Source organism: Gynuella sp. (assembly GCF_050297175.1).
Taxonomy (GTDB): Bacteria; Pseudomonadota; Gammaproteobacteria; order Pseudomonadales; family Natronospirillaceae; genus Gynuella.
On the sequence record NZ_JBNKSF010000061.1, the window covers coordinates 199,010 to 217,467 of the forward strand.

At 48.1% G+C, this 18,458-nt stretch carries 15 protein-coding genes; 9 read left to right on the forward strand and 6 right to left on the reverse strand.

All coding sequences use genetic code 11. The annotated features are described in order from the left end of the window. The first annotated feature begins 2 nt into the window (after nucleotides 1–2). Nucleotides 3–995 (forward strand): ExeA family protein, encoded by a 993-nt coding sequence (locus ACQY6I_RS23865; protein WP_428244136.1) that lies wholly within the window; start codon nucleotides 3–5, stop codon nucleotides 993–995. Nucleotides 996–1,349: 354 nt separating this feature from the next. Continuing rightward, on the forward strand, nucleotides 1,350–2,363 hold the full coding sequence (galE, locus tag ACQY6I_RS23870; protein ID WP_428244138.1) for a UDP-glucose 4-epimerase GalE: 1,014 nt from the start codon (nucleotides 1,350–1,352) through the stop codon (nucleotides 2,361–2,363). A 58-nt stretch (nucleotides 2,364–2,421) separates the two neighbouring features. On the opposite strand, the gene ACQY6I_RS23875 is transcribed toward galE, so the two are convergent. Together ACQY6I_RS23875 and ACQY6I_RS23880 are read right to left on the reverse strand one after the other, a co-directional pair. Further along, a complete protein-coding gene (locus ACQY6I_RS23875) occupies nucleotides 2,422–2,661 on the reverse strand; it encodes a PA3496 family putative envelope integrity protein (protein WP_428244140.1) in 240 nt (79 codons plus the stop codon). Between the two features lie 183 nt (nucleotides 2,662–2,844). Continuing rightward, nucleotides 2,845–5,517, reverse strand: coding sequence for a bifunctional diguanylate cyclase/phosphodiesterase (locus ACQY6I_RS23880; RefSeq protein WP_428244142.1), 2,673 nt, complete (start codon nucleotides 5,515–5,517; stop codon nucleotides 2,845–2,847). Nucleotides 5,518–5,637: 120 nt separating this feature from the next. On the opposite strand from ACQY6I_RS23880, the gene uvrD reads away from it, so the two are divergent. The 4 genes from uvrD to bfr all read left to right on the forward strand — a co-directional run bounded on the left by uvrD (nucleotide 5,638) and on the right by bfr (nucleotide 10,344). Beyond that, complete coding sequence (uvrD, locus tag ACQY6I_RS23885; protein ID WP_428244144.1) at nucleotides 5,638–7,806, forward strand: DNA helicase II; 2,169 nt, start codon at nucleotides 5,638–5,640, stop codon at nucleotides 7,804–7,806. Nucleotides 7,807–7,922: 116 nt separating this feature from the next. Beyond that, nucleotides 7,923–9,371 (forward strand): TrkH family potassium uptake protein, encoded by a 1,449-nt coding sequence (locus tag ACQY6I_RS23890; protein ID WP_428244146.1) that lies wholly within the window; start codon nucleotides 7,923–7,925, stop codon nucleotides 9,369–9,371. Nucleotides 9,372–9,518: 147 nt separating this feature from the next. Further along, nucleotides 9,519–9,698, forward strand: coding sequence for a (2Fe-2S)-binding protein (locus tag ACQY6I_RS23895; RefSeq protein WP_428244148.1), 180 nt, complete (start codon nucleotides 9,519–9,521; stop codon nucleotides 9,696–9,698). 175 nt (nucleotides 9,699–9,873) lie between these two features. Further along, nucleotides 9,874–10,344: a bacterioferritin gene (gene bfr / locus ACQY6I_RS23900; protein ID WP_428244150.1), complete on the forward strand. Its 471-nt coding sequence runs from the start codon at nucleotides 9,874–9,876 to the stop codon at nucleotides 10,342–10,344. Nucleotides 10,345–10,354: 10 nt separating this feature from the next. Here bfr and ACQY6I_RS23905 read toward each other — a convergent pair whose 3' ends face one another. After that, on the reverse strand, nucleotides 10,355–11,401 hold the full coding sequence (locus ACQY6I_RS23905) for a site-2 protease family protein (RefSeq protein WP_428244152.1): 1,047 nt from the start codon (nucleotides 11,399–11,401) through the stop codon (nucleotides 10,355–10,357). A gap of 5 nt (nucleotides 11,402–11,406) precedes the next feature. Beyond that, a complete protein-coding gene (locus ACQY6I_RS23910; RefSeq protein WP_428244153.1) occupies nucleotides 11,407–12,822 on the reverse strand; it encodes a rhomboid family intramembrane serine protease in 1,416 nt (471 codons plus the stop codon). Between the two features lie 85 nt (nucleotides 12,823–12,907). Between ACQY6I_RS23910 and ACQY6I_RS23915 the strand changes: the two genes are divergently transcribed. The 3 genes from ACQY6I_RS23915 (at nucleotide 12,908) to ACQY6I_RS23925 (ending at nucleotide 17,230) form a co-directional block, all read left to right on the forward strand. Next, nucleotides 12,908–14,740, forward strand: a complete 1,833-nt coding sequence (locus ACQY6I_RS23915) for a sensor histidine kinase (RefSeq protein ID WP_428244155.1) — start codon at nucleotides 12,908–12,910, stop codon at nucleotides 14,738–14,740. Beyond that, nucleotides 14,737–16,095 carry a sigma-54-dependent transcriptional regulator gene (locus ACQY6I_RS23920; protein ID WP_428244157.1) on the forward strand — a complete coding sequence of 453 codons (1,359 nt, stop codon included), beginning with the start codon at nucleotides 14,737–14,739 and terminating at the stop codon, nucleotides 16,093–16,095. The genes ACQY6I_RS23915 and ACQY6I_RS23920 overlap by 4 nt, the downstream gene beginning before the upstream one ends. Before the next feature lie 277 nt (nucleotides 16,096–16,372). Continuing rightward, nucleotides 16,373–17,230, forward strand: coding sequence for a substrate-binding periplasmic protein (locus ACQY6I_RS23925; RefSeq protein WP_428244159.1), 858 nt, complete (start codon nucleotides 16,373–16,375; stop codon nucleotides 17,228–17,230). 12 nt (nucleotides 17,231–17,242) lie between these two features. Here the strand turns inward: ACQY6I_RS23925 and ACQY6I_RS23930 are convergent, their stop codons facing one another. Beyond that, a complete protein-coding gene (locus ACQY6I_RS23930) occupies nucleotides 17,243–17,584 on the reverse strand; it encodes a histidine triad nucleotide-binding protein (protein ID WP_428244161.1) in 342 nt (113 codons plus the stop codon). Between the two features lie 33 nt (nucleotides 17,585–17,617). Continuing rightward, nucleotides 17,618–18,190: an ATP-dependent Clp protease proteolytic subunit gene (locus ACQY6I_RS23935; protein WP_428244163.1), complete on the reverse strand. Its 573-nt coding sequence runs from the start codon at nucleotides 18,188–18,190 to the stop codon at nucleotides 17,618–17,620. Nucleotides 18,191–18,458 lie beyond the last annotated feature (268 nt).

The window sequence follows — 18,458 nt, forward strand, 5'->3', positions numbered from 1 at the left end:
ATATGTATTTAAAACATTTCAAACTGAAACGTCATCCCTTCCAAATGAAACCGGATGATGACTTTTTATACATGAGCAGCCAGCACTCACGCGCCCTCGTTTTCATGGATTATGCCGCCTGGAATCCGGAAGGTTTTGTCATTATCAGCGGAGAAATCGGGTCCGGAAAAACCACGCTAGTTAAACGCCTGTTACGAAATTACCAGGGCAAGGTGAATAATTTTCACATCGCCTATACCAACCTGGAAAGTGCAGAACTGTTCTATTACATGACCAAACAGGCCGGCATACAGATTACAGACCAAAACAAAGTCACCATGCTGTACGCACTAAATGACTTTCTGAAAGAAAAAACCAAAAACGGTACACCGTTTGTCCTGGTTATTGATGAGGCCCAGAACCTGACCCAGGCCAACCTCGAAGACATTCGTTTACTGGCCGGACTGGAAGGCTTAAACGGGCCAATGTTGAAAGTCGTTTTACTGGGTCAGCCGGAATTACAACTTAACGTTAACCGGGTACCCCAATTACGACAGCGGGTAAAACTGCACTATCATCTTAACGGACTCGGTGAAGAAGAAACCAAAGGGTATATCGAATACCGACTCAAAATTGCCGGCCTGACACGAAATCTGTTATTTGATGAAGCGATGATCAAGGTGATTTTTCAATATTCCAGAGGCATTCCAAGGCTGATCAATAAAATATGTGATGCTTTATTGATGTGCGCTTTTGCCGATGAACGAAAAAAGCCTATGATCAGTGACCTGGATGACGTTCTGGACGAACTGATGCTGGATGAACCCGCCAGCGACCCGGAACCGGAAGAGACAGCCCCTGTTGAAGAAACCAACAATGCAGTCACGCAGCCAATAGCGGCTATGCCGGCCACAATCGATATGGAACAGATAAACGGTTATCTTGAACGAATTGCCAAGGCGCTTGAAGGCATAGAAAACAAAATAGATGTATTGGCCAAAGAGCGCCACTACTGATTTTTTCATCTAAGTATCGTATTTGACCTTGTAGTTTATTGAATAACGCCAGTACATTTCCAAAACGTATACATTGGAAACTGATACAGCAGGCATATATTTCAGAACCACATCCGAATACTCTAGGGGGCCTCTGAAAAATAGGAATAGTGTTGATACAGGCGAGGAAGCACCCACTCGCAACACCGCAATTTACTGGCGTAAATGAGGATGTGAGACTGGGGCTGACAACGTCCTGCGTGAAAATAGGCCATTTCCCAGAGGTTCCCTAGAAACGATATATCATTACCTGTATTCACAGAGTCAGGGCGCCGCTTGCAAAAAGTTGCGTTCATTCAGTTCAGGAGAGTTTTTATGACCATACTTGTCACCGGCGGTGCTGGATACATTGGTAGCCATACCAGCATAGAACTGGTTCAGGCCGGACACGACGTCATTGTGCTGGATAATTTTTGCAACTCCAGCGAAGAAGCACTTAAGCGCGCACAATCAATCACGGGTAAAACTATCAACTTTGTCAGCGGTGATATACGTGACAGAGTACTGCTGGACCGCATCTTCCAGGAGTTTGATATTTCCTCTGTCATACACTTTGCCGGCCTGAAAGCGGTTGGCGAGAGCACGCAGATTCCATTGTCTTATTATGATAATAATGTTGGTGGCACGATCACCCTGTGCGAAGCAATGGCTGCGGCAAATTGTAAAAACCTGGTGTTCAGTTCGTCTGCAACCGTTTATGGCGATCCTCATACAGTTCCGATTACTGAAGAATTTCCATTGAGTGCCACTAACCCTTATGGCCGTTCCAAACTGATTATTGAAGAGATTCTTCGCGATTTGTATCAGTCAGACAAAGAGTGGAATATCGCCATACTGCGTTATTTTAATCCAGTAGGTGCCCACGAAAGTGGCCGCATCGGCGAGGATCCGAGCGGTATTCCCAACAATCTTATGCCATTTCTGCTGCAAGTGGCTGTAGGGCGCAGAGAAAAACTGAGCGTATTCGGTAACGATTATGACACTCCGGACGGCACTGGAGTACGCGACTATATCCATGTGGTCGATCTGGCCAAAGGACACCTGCGCGCCATTGAGAAGCTGTCTTCAAAGCCTGGTTGTGTAGCCTATAACCTGGGTACCGGCAGAGGTTATTCTGTGCTGGAAATGATCAAGGCGTTAGAAAAAACCTGCGGTAAGGAAATTGCCTATGAAATAGTGGAACGTCGCCCTGGTGATATCGCCTGCTGTTACGCCGATCCAGCATTTGCAGAGCAGGAGCTTGGCTGGAAAGCCGAACACGATCTTGATGATATGATGGCTGATTCCTGGAAATGGCAAAGCCAAAACCCAAAAGGTTATTTAGCATAGTTTCCAATAGCCAGACAAAAGCGGGCGCGCTGCCCGCTTTTGTCTGATCTGGATACAATTAATATAAATCCAGATCAATCTCGCCGGTCTCTGATCTAAGCCTTCGTTGTTCAAGATGGTCTTCTATTGCTCTCCTGGCAGCTAGTTTTCGTTGATTATTAACTCGCTTGGTTGAAGATGACTCCGTTGGTCGGTGTAAAGCATCATCTTCTAAATTGGCTAATTCAAATTCGAAAAGATTAACTGACATTCTCTTAACTCCTTGCTTGCCCAAGTGCAGGAACCAGTCAGAATTCATTACTACAACCGTCAATGAATGTTCATGACAATGAACATCACCGGTTATCTGAAAGGACTTTGCACCATTTTTATTTTTGTTGTCGTGTCATGGTCCAACGAGACCGCTATATGTTAATGCACATGACGCGACGACTCAAATGGTAAACAAGGTCTATGCAATTTCTGTGACAACTATGTGCCGTCAGTGAACCCGTTCGATAGAGGAGGTTGGTTGATAATTATAGTGCCGGAGCAGATTCAGAATCTCTGACGCCGGTAGAGGCTGGCTGACCAAATATCCCTGTGCATAATGACATCCCTGATCTTTAAGGAACTGTAGCTGTTCATTATTCTCAACGCCCTCTGCCACAACCTCCATCGACATACTGTTTGCCATGGCAATAATCGCTTTGATGATAGCCGTGTCACCAGCACCTGATGCCTGACTATGCAAAAAAGACTTATCAATTTTAAGGACATCAATTGGCAACTTCTGCAGATAACTAAAAGATGAGTAGCCAGTTCCAAAATCATCGAGAGCTATTTTGGTGCCAAGTGCATGCAGACGGTTCAAGGTGTTAACACTGTGATCCATGTTTTCAATCAGCACACTCTCTGTCAGCTCCAGCTCAAGATATTCCGCCGGCAGTTCAGAAGTCTGTAATATATTGTAAATCGAGTCGTATAAACCCTCCTGTCGCAGCTGATGACTGGAGAGGTTAACCGAGACCCGGATGTTACCAAAACCCCGTTGCTGCCAGATACTGGCTTCATCGCAGGCCTTATATAATACTTGTTCACCCATGGCATTGATCAGACCGATTTCTTCAGCAATAGGAATAAAATGCTCCGGCTCAATCAACCCCAAGGACTTATGATGCCAGCGGACCAGTGCCTCCACCGAATCAATACGCCCAGTCATCAAGTTCAGTTTGGGCTGATAATTAACCGACAATTCATTTTCAGCAATGGCCCGGCGTAGGGATTTTTCCAGCTGCAACCGGTCAACAGATGCCTGCTTAAAGGTTTTTTGATAGTACTCGTAGGTATTGCCACCCTTCTGGCGTGCACGGTTCAAGGCAATGCTGGCCTGATTTAATAACTGATGTCGGTTTTGTCCGTCCAGAATCGAAACGCCGATACTCGCGGTTACAATCAGTTCATGTTCATCCGCCAACACCGGGCGACTGATTTCCATCAGAATGTTGTCCAGCAAACGATTTAACTTATCGCGGGATCCAAAAAACTCAGCAATGACCACAAATTCATCACCCCCCACCCTGGCGCAAAACGCTGCCGGACTGGGCATATTGGTAATACGGGAGGCAATGTCCTTCAACAACAGATCACCGGTTTCATAACCAAGGCTGTCATTGATCGCCTGAAAGCGGTCCAGATTGACCACTACAATCGCGAGAGAATCGGATGCCGCTTGCGGATTCTTCAGATGACGATTCAGTACCTGGTGAAAATGACTCCGATTAGCCAGCCCGGTTAACTTGTCATAATTGGACAGATAATCAATCTCCACCTGCGAGCGACGCACCTCTGTCATATCACTACCAATGGCAATATAGTGACTGAGCTGACCATTGCTGTCGAAGATTCCATCAATGCGACATTTGAATGGAAATGACTCTCCGTTATAGCGTTTTTCCAAAATCTCACCCTGCCAATACCCCTTATGATTCAAGCTCGACATCACCAGGTAAGCCTGTGGCGAGGCACTGATATTGGCAAAGGGTTTATTGATCAGCTCTGTACGATTGGCATGCATGATCCGACAATAAGCAGGATTGACTGACTGGACGATAAAGTCATAGCTCATAACGAAAATGGCATCATCGGAGTGATTAAACAAACTCGCCGCCAAACTCAGATCCTGTTCGTGATTCACCTCGCTGGTCACTTCACGGCGGGTGCCAATCATGCGGGTCACTCGGCCATGCTGGTCACGCTCGATCGCCCGCCCCGTATCCTCAACCCAGAGCCACCCCTGTCCAGAATTGTTCTTGACCCGATAACGCACCCGATAACTAGCTGTTTTTCCTTTCAGGTGCCGGAATAACTCTGCTTTGGCCTTCAGATAATCTTCAGGGTGTATCCAATCCACATAATCATAATCCCCGGTTTCATCTCTCGGCGGTACCAGCCTGCTTCCCTCGGTCAGGTATGTTTCGCGGTTTTGCACATTCCAGTCCCAGATCCCCATATCACTGGCGGTAATGGCCATTTGCAGTCGTAACTGACTGCTTTCAAGATCCCGGGTTTTGAGTACATCGCGTTCTTCCAGTTTGTGATTCAGATAATGCACTAGCTCACGATCCATAATCAGACGGGATGACAGCTGGCTGGCACGATAAACTGCGATGATCGTTATCAGATAAACAATCACCAGTACCGCGACAATCAGTGAATCTGCGGTACCCGTTGCGGCACGGATATATATACTGACAAAGGGGATTACAAACGCAATGAACAAACGAAAACGGACAAACAGCATGACACCGGAAAGCATCACCAGAACATTGATCATCAGGAGGGTAACCAATTCTGGATTGCCTACCCACAGAGGCGGTAATGAAAAAACGATGCCCTGCAGAAAAAATACCAGCGCCAACTGTCGTTCAATATATTGATAGCTGATTTCGGAAGGAAGTTTTTTAATCCATTGCCGGCCAGCAAACACCAGATAAGCACTTAACCCCGCAATCGTTGACCACCAGACAGACAGCCACACCAGGCTCAACTCGGGCAAATAAACATAACCCGCACACAGTCCCACGAATAACATGCCACCTGCGTGCCGGGGTAATTCCTTGAAAATCATCCGATAAAACTCTGTAAACGCCTTGGAAGAGCTGGTCGCTGTCATATTCTGATGCTGATCATAATTCACGAATTCGGTTAGCAGGTGCAACCTGATAAAAGATGTCTGGTACTATTAGCAGATTAAACCAATTCTGAAATCCAGCAAGGAACCTAAGCCAACTTTATGCAAATTCTTGAGCAGCTCGTACAGCTAAACTCACCCCAGCAGCAGGCGGTCAAGTCAGATCGCCAGCATTTACTGGTACTGGCAGGAGCCGGCAGTGGTAAAACCAGAGTACTGACCCACAGGATCGCCTGGCTGGTAGAGACCGGGCTCGCTTCTCCCAATGGCATACTGGCGGTAACGTTTACCAACAAGGCTGCCCGGGAAATGCGCCAGCGGGTTGAGGAGCTACTTCCTTTTAATCCGAGAGGCATGTGGATCGGCACATTTCACGGTCTGGCCCATCGATTGCTCAAGGCCCACTGGAAAGCACTCAAGTTACCCGAAAGTTTTCAGGTGCTGGATTCTGATGACCAGCTGCGTCTGGTCAAGCGCGTCATGGCTGACATCGGCATCAATGACGAGACCTTACAGCCGAAAACTGCTCAATGGTACATCAACGAACAAAAGGACGAAGGTCGCCGTGCAGCTCACGTTATGGAGTCCAACGACCCGTTTGACACAACCTTACGAAAAATCTACCTGGCTTATGAACAGGCTTGTGAACGTAGCGGAGTAGTGGACTTTGGCGAACTTCTGTTGCGGGCTCATGAGCTCTGGCTCAATCACCCTCCGATCCTGGAGCACTACCAGCAGCGTTTTCGCTACGTCCTGGTGGATGAGTTTCAGGACATCAACACCATCCAGTATGCCTGGCTGCGGGTATTGTGCGGCCAACAGAGCCATCTCACGGTGGTTGGAGATGACGACCAGTCCATTTATGGCTGGCGAGGGGCCAAAGTCGAAAATATTCAGCAGTTCAGCAAGGATTATCCAGACACCGAAATTATCCGACTTGAACAGAACTACCGCTCAACCGCCACTATTCTCAAAGCTGCCAACGCGGTCATCGACAATAACAGCGGACGCCTCGGTAAAGAACTCTGGACCACCGGCGAAGAAGGCGATCCCATTGATGTTTATGCGGCATTTAATGAAATCGATGAAGCCCGCTATCTGGCAGAGCAGATTGAACAACTGCTGGAACAAGGGGAAAACGCTCTGGATGTGGCCATTCTGTATCGCTCGAATGCCCAGTCACGAGTGCTGGAAGAAGCCTTGATTCAGGCTCGCATTCCATACCGTATCTACGGCGGGTTACGGTTTTACGAGCGCCAGGAAGTCAAAAATGTTCTTGCCTACATGCGCCTGATTGCCAATCGTTTCGACGATGCAGCCATGGAGCGGATTATCAACGTGCCTACTCGGGCCATTGGTGGTAAAACCGTCGAAACCCTGCGGGCTATAGCCCGGGAACAGGGCTGTGCTTTGTGGCAGGCTGCCAGTCTGGCCGTTCACAACAAACTGTTACCCTCCCGCGCCAGTAATGCCGTTCACACGTTCATTGAACTGATTGACGAGCTCGAACAGGGAACAGCTGAGATGGAACTGCACGAGTTGACTCAATATGTCATCGACGCCAGTGGGCTTAAAGAGCATCACCAGAAAGAAAAAGGCGAGAAAGCCCGCGCCCGTCTTGAAAACATGCAAGAGCTGGTCTCTGCAACCCGGAATTTCAATGTCGAGCAGGAAGATGTGATCAGTCCGCTGGATGCGTTTCTGTCTGAAGTATCACTCGATGCCGGTGAGCGCCAGGCCGACGACAGCAAGGACAGTGTCAGTCTGATGACCTTGCACTCGGCCAAAGGCCTGGAATTTCCCTATGTCTTCATCGTTGGTATGGAAGAAAGCCTGTTTCCACATAAAATGAGCATGGACGAGTTGACCGGACTGGAAGAGGAGCGGCGGCTCTGTTATGTCGGTATCACTCGTGCCATGCGCAAACTGACCGTCTGTTATGCCGAATCACGTCGAATGTTTGGTAATGAAACATTTAACCGCCCCTCCCGCTTCATCAGTGAAATCCCGGCTCAATTACTGAATGAAATCCGCCTTAAATCGACTCTAGGGTCCGGATTCAGCGCTGCGGGTTCAGGCTTCAAAGAAGAGGTAGCCTCGGGTTACGGTATTCAACTTGGGCAACGGGTCATGCACCCTTTCTTTGGCGAAGGTGTTGTCATGGCCGCTTCCGGTAATGGCGCCAATGCATCTGTAACGGTGGAGTTCGAAAGCGAAGGAACCAAAGAACTCATGCTACAGTACGCCAAACTGTCAGCGCTGGAATCCTAATATCATCCGATAAATACAGTTCCTCCTTAACAGGCTTCGATGATTTGCTCGCAACGCCACGCAGAAGTTGTTCTAAAGTCTGTTAATTAACCAAGTTGTAATCACAGGGTTCACGCATGAATCTACCGGCGTTATTTAAATTAAGCCTGTTTCCCGTCATGGCTTTCGGTCTGGTGGATCTGGTTTTTTCATTTTTATCCATGCTGGTGTTCCGGGATGATGTCTATCGTTATTTTTATGAAACCGGCGTGGCATTTTTTTCCATTTCTGTGTTCCTGGCCATTCTGCTGAAATTCGAAATCACTCGCATCCGGTTACAGGAAGCCATTCTGTTTGTAACCCTGGCCTGGATCTCCGCAGGCTTTCTGGCCAGCGTCCCCTTTATTCTGATTTCTGGCCTTACGCTAACGGATGCGGTATTCGAATCCCTATCTGCATTAACGACTACCGGCGCAACAGTCATGTCCGGACTCGATGCCATGCCAAAAACATTGTTGCTTTATCGTCAGACCCTGCAGTGGTTCGGTGGACTCGGGATTATCATTCTCATGGTGGCCATCATGCCCATGCTGAACATCGGCGGGATGAAAATGTATAAGGCTGAAACACCCGGACCAATGAAAGACGACAAACTGGTTCCCAGGGTATCCAAATCCAGCCGCTATCTCTGGGGGGTCTATCTGACGATCACCGTGCTGTGTACCGTGTCCTATTATCTGGCCGGGATGGATTGGTTTGATGCGGTTTCCCACGCCTTTTCAACCGTTTCCACCGGAGGGTTTTCACCACACGATGCCAGTATGAAATATTTCGACAGCGTAGCCATCGAAATGGTATCGAATGTCTTTATGATTGCCGGGGCACTCAATTTTGGTGTTCACTTCGTGGCTTATAAGAGTCGCGATATCAAAGCCTATTGGCGTGATGAGGAAACTGTTTTATTTCTGGGTATCATCGCACTGGCAACCTTGGTGGTTGCCATATATCTGGCTCTCAATCAAAGCCAATACACGTTCTGGATGGCACTGCGATCAAGCTTATTTCAGGTAATTTCGTTTATTACCAGCACCGGGTTTGCATCTGACAGCTTCACCGACTGGCCGATATTCTGCGCCATTGTTCTGGTGATCGTGGGTTATGTGGGAGGCTGTGCAGGCTCCACCGCCGGTGGCAACAAAGTCATCCGGACCCTGCTGGTATTGAAGACCAACTATCGGAATATCAAACAGCTGATCCATCCGAAGGCCTTGTTTACCATCAAAAGTAATGGCCGGGTCATTGGTGAAGACGTTCTGGATTCTGTCCGTGCGTTCATGTTTTTTGCGTTTCTGGTGTCTCTGATATTTATACTGCTGCTCATGGCCAATGGCCTGGACCTGTGGACTTCCATTACCGCCGTGGCCGCCTGCGTCAATGTGCTGGGTCCGGCATTTGGTGAGCTCGGTTCCAACTTTCAACCGCTCAATGATTTTTCCACCTGGCTGATGAGTCTGGCAATGGTCATGGGTCGTCTGGAATATTTTACCGTCTTATTGTTATTTAGCGTCCGTTTCTGGCGGGCGTAATAACGAAGAAGATCACTGATGCATTTGACCATTTGCAAGTCCTGTCTAAAACATAACCAGGATCAAAAAAACAACAAATATAATTGAGAATATATATCATTTGCATTATTATTTTTAATTAACGATCTTCTTATCTATGTAACTGATATGTATATTTGTCTTTGTAAAGCCATCAGCGATAAAACCATCGTTCAGTCAGCCCAAAATGGCTGCGATTATACGCAAATCCGTAAACAGACTGGGGTTGGTACTGAATGCGGAAAATGCACTCAGGTTGCCAAGTCTCTGGTCAAAGAGGTGATTTCAACCGTCAAAATTTCAGCCTGACATCATCTGTTCGGTTGATGTCAGCTAAAGACCACTGCCTGCTGAGGCTGTCTACAGCTTCAGTATTCTGCTTTTTCTTATTTCCAACTCGTCCATCTAACACCTTTTTCATTTGCTGCACTATGTCTGCTTGGCTATATTGCCCTTTTATAAAACGTGATTGAGGAGTCTGTTCATGAAAGGTGACGCAAAAGTCATACAATATCTGAATGATGTACTGGTCAACGAACTGGTCGCCATCAATCAGTATTTCCTGCATGCCAAAATGTATAAAAACTGGGGCCTGGATAAACTCGGTGGGAAGGAATATCACGAATCCATCGACGAAATGAAACACGCTGACAAACTGGTTGAGCGTATTTTGTTCCTGGAAGGGGTTCCCAATGTGCAGAAGCTGGGCAAGTTGCTGATCGGCGAAGACACCAAAGAAATGCTTGAATGCGATTTGAAACTGGAAAATATGGCCGTTCCAGCCCTGCGCGAGGCCATCGCCTATTGTGAGTCAGTCCAGGATTATGTTTCCAGAGATCTGCTGGAAGATATACTCGAATCCGAAGAGGAGCATATCGACTGGCTGGAAACACAACTGGATCTGATCAATAAAGTAGGTATCGAAAACTACCTGCAAAGCCACATGGATTCTTAACTCCGGTTCATCAGCTTCTCAATACCGCATCGGCCAGCTCAGTGCCTGGCAGGCCGGTGCCAGCAAGAGCCAGAATAATGGCCACCAACGCCACAAACACCAATACATACCAAGTCAGTGAAAACAGAATCCCATAACGGTCAAGGGTTGGCCTTGGATCCAGTCGTGACTGTGAACGTGCGGCCATCAGGTCGAGAAATCCCAATATAATAAAAAAGGCCAGCAATCCGAGCTTCAACAGTAATGCCAGTCCTAAACCGCTGATCGACAAGGCCAGCACCAGATAAAAGCCCAGCTTGCGGTTACCAGATTGGGCCAGCGACTGAAAGGCATGCCCTCCGTCGAGAGGGAGGATCGGCAACAGGTTGAACAGATTAACCAATGCCCCTATAGACGCCACCAAGCCGGCGAAGTGATTACCTGTGAACAAATACAGCACATAAAACACCACGGTCATGAGCAGGCCGAAACTTGGTCCCATCAGGGCAATGAACACATCCTGCCAATGGGTTTTTGCCCGCTCACCAAGCGCAATACCGCCGACGAATGGAATCAGATACATACCTTTGGTCTTCAAACCCGAACGTTTCATGGCCCACAGGTGACCATATTCATGAAAAACCATTATGCCAATCAGCGCAATGGCGAACTGCCACGACAGCAATACACTCCATGCCGCCGCAGATAAGCCGAGCATGACCACCTGGATCACCTTGACACTCTTGAACAACTTGAACACCAGACCACCCCAGGCAACCACTGAGCCGGTGTTGGCACCCTTGGACTGTGGCAAGGCAACCGCCTCAATGGCGACATGATGCTCATCAACCACGGAACCTTCATTCGACAACTGCAGACTCACCTTCATGGTTTCAGGATTGATCAGATAGTCGATCTGATCAAAAGGGCGGGGCTCATCATCATTCAGTTCCACCGAGCCGGACCAATAGTGGTGCGGTTGCTGTAAAATGACTTCGCCATTAATCAACAATTTTTGCTGCTGTTGTTCCGGGTCGATCATCAGATCAATGTTCTGATCCTGGTATTGGATACTCATCAGATTCATGAATTGGAATACTTCTTCGCTGTTTCAGGGTTGTTATGGGCAAAAAAACGGGCAAAGTCCCGTCTCAATTCGTTACTTTCCACGTCAGATAGCACTTTCATACTAACTGCCTCGGCAAACATTTTTTCCGCCAGAGCAGGTTGTCCGGAGGTTAACAGTTTTACCAGAATTTTGGACAGCAACATTGCCGGTATTTGAGGATGGGGTTGTGCCAGGGACCAGTACTCTTTCAACATTGCCTGTTCCGATACCTCAAACTGACCGTCAGCAAGACTGGCCCGCAACAGCCCAGAGGCCGCAAGATGGAATGTTTTGTTATCCGGATGGACTTTTTCCAAGTGATACAACTGGAAAAATACCCGATGACTGAGAGGATGCTGCTTGGCCAATCGCCAGAGTATTTTTTTTGCACGGACAAAGTCTGCCTGATTCACCGCCTGCAGCGCCTGTTGCAACTGCTCCCGGTAATCAGCATCGTCATCACGATTTTCAATGATTTCCTGATTCACCCTGGCCCAGCTGTTCCGACCACTCCATACCAGCAAGGCGCCGCAGGCCATACCTCCGGCATGAGCCGCATAGGCAACCGGGGCATCACTGAAAACCAGGTCAAACAACTCTTTGGCAATCCATACCGGCAGAATTAACAATGCAGTGGCACGGAAATAATTGAATGCCACGCCGATAAAATAGAAAAACCGGATTTTCCGATGCCCGTATGCTGCAACATACATCCCCATCACGCCCGAGATGGCACCGGACGCCCCCACCAGCGCAGACGGTGAACCCCAGTTCAGCAAACCAAAAAACAATGCTCCAACCGCTCCGCTGAACAGGTAGAAAATTAAATAATTCATACTGCCCAGAAGTTGCTCAACCGTCATTCCCACCAGCAACAGAATAATCATGTTGCCCAATAAATGCTCCAGGCCACCATGCAGAAACTGATGGGAAAACACAGTCAACACAGATATTTGCGCCGGGATAAAACCATAACGATTCCAACTCAGCTCGCTGACCTGGCCAGAGAGGATCCGGCCCCGTGATGCGAGTATGGGTTTATCGTAATCAACAAATTCAGGCAGATGTTGGCTGGCATATGGCTGATAATCAGCATCTACCAACATAGCCACTGCAATCTGATGCTGATCCGCTATAGATAACTGCTCCGGGTGCTCGATTGTCAGCAGAGGAGAATTAAAGCGGCCACTTTGCTGCAGATAACTTTGATATACCGGCAACTCCTGAGGCAAAATGTCCAACCGGCTGTAGGCTTCTGCAATCTGATCGAGCCGACGACTGTCACCAATGGAAGTCCAAATAAAAATCACGCAGTTGAACAAAATTAACAACCAGGTCACCAATGGTGGTCGGGTAATGTCAAAGGTTCGTTCCATTGGCAGGATGAGCATAAAGTCTCACTATCATTCAAACGTTTAACCCAGGCCCTTTGAGCTAACCCATGGACCCGCGACAGAGTAACGATTCACAAGAATAATGAAAAAGCAGCCCGTAATCATCATCATTGGTCTTATCCTGGTTCTGTTAGCCAGTATTCAAGTCGGTTCCTGGCTCGGGTATCAACGGCTGGAACAAAATGCCCATAATGAATTGTTTCGCTATCAGGCATCACTGGAGGAGCTACTCGATCGCTTCAGCCTTATTCCTCCGGTACTTGCCGCCAATCAGTTATTCGTGGATGCCCTGAACTATGGTGCAGAAGATCAGGTATATCGTGCCAATACACTGCTGCAGGGTTTTGCTGATCGTATGCACGCATCCGACATCTACATTATGGACACTCTCGGCATCACGCGCATGACCAGCAACTGGAACCTGGAAAACAGCTTCTTATACCGGGATTTCAACTTCAGGCCCTACTTCCAACAAGCCATGAAGGGAAGAGCCGCCATATATTCAGCCCTCGGAACCACTTCTGGAGTTCGGGGTCTGTATTTTTCCTATCCGATTATTTATCAGGACTCCGTCATCGGAGTGCTGGCATTAAAACTGAATATTCCAGACCTGGAAACAGCCTGGCAAAGCCCTTACAGCGAAGACGTGGCCGAGCTGATGGTCACAGACGAACACGGTATCGTTTTTCTTTCCACCCGTGAAGACTGGCGTTATCGCAGTACCGAACCACTCAATCATCCGACCATACAACAGCTGCAACAGGAGCAGCGCTACGGTGATTATAGTTTCGAACCGCTGCAATTTAGTCTGCTGCCTGGCAGATTTGGCATGAGCTCTGATTCCAGGCGGGTTAGCTGGCACAGTGGTGATTCCGTCAACCGGTATCTGGCCATTTCCGGCATGGCACCCATGGTCAACTGGGAAATGACTGTGCTGGTACCATCCAACCGAATCTGGCTGCAACAGTTGAGAACTCTGGCAACCCTGATGTCGGCTTACATCGCCATAGTCGTACTCTGGTTATTTCAACAGGAACGCAGCCATCGTTTGCAAAACCTGGTCATGCATCAGCGGGAACTGGAACAGCGGGTACTAAACCGAACTGAAGATCTGGAACAAAGCAACTTGCAGTTAATGCGTGAAATTGACGAACGCCACCGGGCCGAACAAGAACTCAAAACCATGCAGGAAGAGCTGATCCAGGCAGCCAAGCTGGCGACCCTTGGGCAAATGTCGGCCAGTATCAACCATGAGCTGAACCAGCCGCTTACCGCCATCACCGCCTTTACCCAGAACTCACAGAAATTTCTGCAACGTGGTAAAACCGAAGCAGTCGAAAACAATCTGAAAGAAATACTGGCCTTATGCCAGCGCATGCATACACTGATTTCTCAGTTTAAGATTTTTGCCCGCAAATCTCCCCATAAACTGGTGATGGTGGAGTTGCAGAATGTCATCCATAATGCGGTCCATCTGGTACAGTCAGGGTTGGAAAACAGCAATATCCAGTTTTATTTCTCTCTGCCGGAAAACCACGCTTTTATACTTGGAGATATGATCCGGCTGGAGCAGGTGGTGGTCAACCTGCTGTCCAATGCCGTTCAGGCCTGTAAACATAACAGTCACATCAAAATAAAAATTGTGCTGCAACAACTGAAGAACGAATACTGCGTGTCGGTCATTGACAACGGCCCAGGGTTGGATCAGGAACCGGAACAGGTCTTCGAGCCCTTTTATACGACCAAATCAGTAACTGAAGGACTGGGACTGGGGTTGAGCATCTCCCGCCAGATCATTACCACCATGAACGGCCGGCTTCAGGCGGAATACAATAATGATCCCGAGTTTCCGGGCGCACTATTTCGTATCTACTTGCCGGTGTATCAGTTAGCGGACCATGAAAACACTGTATGAATGCATTCAAAGTATTTTTTGTTGATGATGACCCTGCTATTCGTCTCTCCATGCAGCAAATGCTTGAACTGGAGGACATAGATGTTCAGTGCTTCGCTGCGGGTGAGGTATTGTTCGATCATATGGATGCCAGTTTCAACGGCATGGTCATTACCGATTTCAACATGCCTTCACCGAACGGCCTGGAAATTTTGGAACGAATACAGCAGATCGATGTCAACATTCCTGTCGTGTTGATCACCGGTCACGGTGACATCTCCATGGCTGTCGAGGCCATGCGTAATGGTGCTTATGATTTCATTGAGAAACCATATGAGACAGAGCCCTTACTGGAGGTCATTTATCGGGCCGCTGAAAAGCGTCTGTTGACGTTGGAAAACCGTGATCTCAAAAGTCAGCTTAAATTCAACTCCCGTCCAGGTCCCCGGGTATTAGGACACAGCAAGGCCATGAAGCAGGTCTTCTCGGTACTGGATGCAATTGTGGATACGTCTGCCGATGTTCTGCTCCATGGTGAGACTGGCTGCGGGAAAGATCTGATTGCCCGCTGGCTGCATGAGGCCAGTAGCCGCAAAGGTCACAACTATGTTGCCATCAACTGTGGTGCGGTGCCTGAAAATCTCATTGAAAGTGAGCTGTTTGGGCATGAAGCCGGGGCCTTTACCGGTGCAGATAAAAAACGTATCGGCAAGTTTGAACATGCCGATGGCGGTACGGTTTTTCTCGATGAAATTGAGAGCATGCCTCTGAACCTTCAAGTCAAACTGTTACGAGTTTTGGAGGAGCGCAAGGTGGAACGATTGGGTAGTAACAAACCCATCAACCTGGATATCCGTATCATCACCGCGACCAAAACCAATCTGAAAGAACTCAGTGACCAAGGAAATTTCCGGGCAGATCTGTACTATCGCCTGAATATAGTTAAAGTGGATATCCCTCCGCTTAAAGATCGCATTCATGATGTTCCTTTGTTGTTCCAACACTTTGTCCTGATTGCTGCTGCCCGCTACGACCGCGAAATCATTCACCCCCCTGAAGCCAGAATCAGCGCACTGTTAAAGCACGACTGGCCCGGTAATGTCAGAGAACTTCGTAACCTGGCTGAACGTTATGTGCTTATGGGTGAAAGTGCCTTCGATCAACTGGCGGACCCTTTCGAACAGGAGTTACAAAGTCGCAACACACTGGCAGAGACGATGGATCAGTACGAAGCCCACTTAATTACAGCTGCACTACGCGACCATCAGGGATCAATCAAAGACACAATGGTCGCTCTTGGACTGGCCCGCAAGACCTTGTACGAAAAAATGAAAAAATACGGACTGGATAAAAACGACTACAAAAGTGAGTCATAACACATCCGTTTGCAGTAATTTCATTGGAATATTAGAAAAAATCGATCTGCTTGACCATACTGAAAAAATATTGGTTTCATGGCCTACTTAAAACAGGTGCTTGAATGACAGGGGTGAATACTTTCAGTTGTGCGGATATACAACAAAAACACATGCCCCGCCCTGTCGTTCTCCAGCCGATGCACGATTGACTGACTTGAAAATAAAAGCCGCCTAACCAATCGATCTCAACTCATACGGTTTGCTGATTTCAGAGCCTGCCAGTAGGAGAGAAGATATGCGATACGTTGTGGCACTGTGGCTGCTGTTGATACTCCAGAGTCTGGCTCTGGCACAGTCTGATGTCGTCCATTATCTTGCGCCGGAAACGGACAGCGACCCTCGTCAAGTTTACCCACTGCAACTATTACGACTGGCTCTGAATAAAGTCGACCCACAAATACAGCTCAAGGCATCTCCGTTTCAAATGACTCAAAGCCGGGCGCTGACTGAGTTAATAGATGACAATGTCATTGATGTTGTGTGGTCAGCCACAAGCCAGACCAGAGAGCATATCTGGCTGCCGGTGCGCATTCCGATTTACAAGGGGCTATTGGGTTATCGGGTTTTTCTGTACAAACCGGATACTCTGACACAAACACCATCAGAGCTGTCAGTGGAACAGCTCAAGCAGATTCCCATGATTCAAGGACACGATTGGCCAGATACCGAAATACTTCAAGCCAACGGTTTTACCACTGTGTCCACCGCAAATTATGATGCGACCTTTCGCATGCTGAACCAGCAACCAGAAAGGTTGTATCCTCGCAGCGTCACAGAGGTCTGGAACGAATGGCAAATGCACCGGCATCAGGGGATTGAGATTGAAGCAACACTGATGCTGCATTACACCATGCCACAATACTTTTTTGTCTCAAAGAACAACCCTGAATTGCAGCAACTGATTGAGAAAGGCTTACGGAAAGCCATCGCAGACGGTAGTTTCGATGAAACGTTTAATCGCTATCTGCGCGAGAAGGTTGCGCCGTTGCAGCTTGAACAACGGCGGATCATTGAACTGAATAACCCGATCATTCCTGACATCTTACCCACTACAGCCTCAGAACTGTGGCACCAGATACCAGGCAAACGGTAGCCTAGCCAGACGCTAACCTGGAGGCCAACTCAGACTTCGGCCACCAATCACATGGACATGCAGGTGGAATACGCTTTGACCGGCGTCGGCACCATTGTTCACGACCAGCCGGAAAGCTTCGCCTATGCCTTGTTGCGCAGCAACCTGATTGGCAACCAGCATTAAATGTCCTAACAGTGCCTGATCTTCCGGGCCAGCGTCGCAGAGTCTGGGAATTGGTTGTTTGGGAATGACCAGATAATGATGTGGCGCTGTTGGGAATTTATCCCGAATGACAATGCATAAATCATCTTCATATACACTGTCGGCCGGTAATTCACCGGCCACAATTTTACTGAATATCGTCTCACTCATGAGCGGATTATCCTGTATGGAAACGTGCGCTTCTCACTGCATCTCGCTGACGTGGGTAACTTTCTGGCCACAGATTCCATAATCAATGGCTTCTTCGGCACTCATCCAGTTATCGCGTTCGATATCTTTACGTACACGATCAATCGGCTGACCGGTCTGGGCTGCGATAATCTGTGCTAAACGCTCGCGCATTTTGATAATCTGTTCTGCCTGAATGGCCACATCACTGGCCTGACCACCAACGCCACCAGATGGCTGGTGAATCAGGAAGCGGGTATTTGGCAGGCAATAACGGTCTTCTTTATTGGCAGCGAGAAAAATATGCGTACCGGCACTGGCAACCCAACCGGTACCAACGACTTTAACCCGTGGCTTAATAAAGCAGATCATATCGTGAATACTGTCACCGGCCTCAACATGCCCCCCCTGAGAGTTTATAAACAGGGTGATATCATCATCGGAATCCGCGGCCAGCGCTAATAATTCCAAACAGACTCGGCGCGCCATTTTTTGATTGATTTCCTCGCAGATCATTAAAGTTCTGCTTTTAAACAATTTGTCGGAAATCATCTCTGGCGAGCTGTTATTTTCGGTTTCTTTGGTCATTGATCGCTTATCCCTGACTGATGGAAAGTAACGGACACTGCTTCTAAGGAACCTCTGAATAACGCCGACGAGGCAGCCAGAACAGGGCAAAAGTCTGCAAAAAGCCACCATAATTGGCCAATTTGCGTAGATCTTTCAAGCCGCACTGACAACGCAGACAATTATTCAGAGGTTCCCTAACGAAACATCTCCGGTTGAGCATAGCAAATGGGGATCACATTATCCCGATTCAATATCACCGACGTAATTATCACTGCTTAAACGTCTG

What these genes read in the sequence shown, in the direction of transcription:
- galE (WP_428244138.1), top strand. Translation starts at nt 1,350, where the DNA reads ATGACCATACTTGTCACCGGCGGTGCTGGATACATTGGTAGCCATACC.
- ACQY6I_RS23925 (WP_428244159.1), top strand. Translation starts at nt 16,373, where the DNA reads ATGCGATACGTTGTGGCACTGTGGCTGCTGTTGATACTCCAGAGTCTG.
- ACQY6I_RS23920 (WP_428244157.1), top strand. Translation starts at nt 14,737, where the DNA reads ATGAATGCATTCAAAGTATTTTTTGTTGATGATGACCCTGCTATTCGT.
- ACQY6I_RS23910 (WP_428244153.1), bottom strand. Translation starts at nt 12,822, where the DNA reads ATGCTCATCCTGCCAATGGAACGAACCTTTGACATTACCCGACCACCA.
- ACQY6I_RS23905 (WP_428244152.1), bottom strand. Translation starts at nt 11,401, where the DNA reads ATGAGTATCCAATACCAGGATCAGAACATTGATCTGATGATCGACCCG.
- ACQY6I_RS23865 (WP_428244136.1), top strand. Translation starts at nt 3, where the DNA reads ATGTATTTAAAACATTTCAAACTGAAACGTCATCCCTTCCAAATGAAA.
- ACQY6I_RS23880 (WP_428244142.1), bottom strand. Translation starts at nt 5,517, where the DNA reads ATGACAGCGACCAGCTCTTCCAAGGCGTTTACAGAGTTTTATCGGATG.
- bfr (WP_428244150.1), top strand. Translation starts at nt 9,874, where the DNA reads ATGAAAGGTGACGCAAAAGTCATACAATATCTGAATGATGTACTGGTC.
- ACQY6I_RS23875 (WP_428244140.1), bottom strand. Translation starts at nt 2,661, where the DNA reads ATGAATTCTGACTGGTTCCTGCACTTGGGCAAGCAAGGAGTTAAGAGA.
- ACQY6I_RS23915 (WP_428244155.1), top strand. Translation starts at nt 12,908, where the DNA reads ATGAAAAAGCAGCCCGTAATCATCATCATTGGTCTTATCCTGGTTCTG.
- ACQY6I_RS23895 (WP_428244148.1), top strand. Translation starts at nt 9,519, where the DNA reads ATGTATATTTGTCTTTGTAAAGCCATCAGCGATAAAACCATCGTTCAG.
- ACQY6I_RS23930 (WP_428244161.1), bottom strand. Translation starts at nt 17,584, where the DNA reads ATGAGTGAGACGATATTCAGTAAAATTGTGGCCGGTGAATTACCGGCC.
- uvrD (WP_428244144.1), top strand. Translation starts at nt 5,638, where the DNA reads ATGCAAATTCTTGAGCAGCTCGTACAGCTAAACTCACCCCAGCAGCAG.
- ACQY6I_RS23935 (WP_428244163.1), bottom strand. Translation starts at nt 18,190, where the DNA reads ATGACCAAAGAAACCGAAAATAACAGCTCGCCAGAGATGATTTCCGAC.
- ACQY6I_RS23890 (WP_428244146.1), top strand. Translation starts at nt 7,923, where the DNA reads ATGAATCTACCGGCGTTATTTAAATTAAGCCTGTTTCCCGTCATGGCT.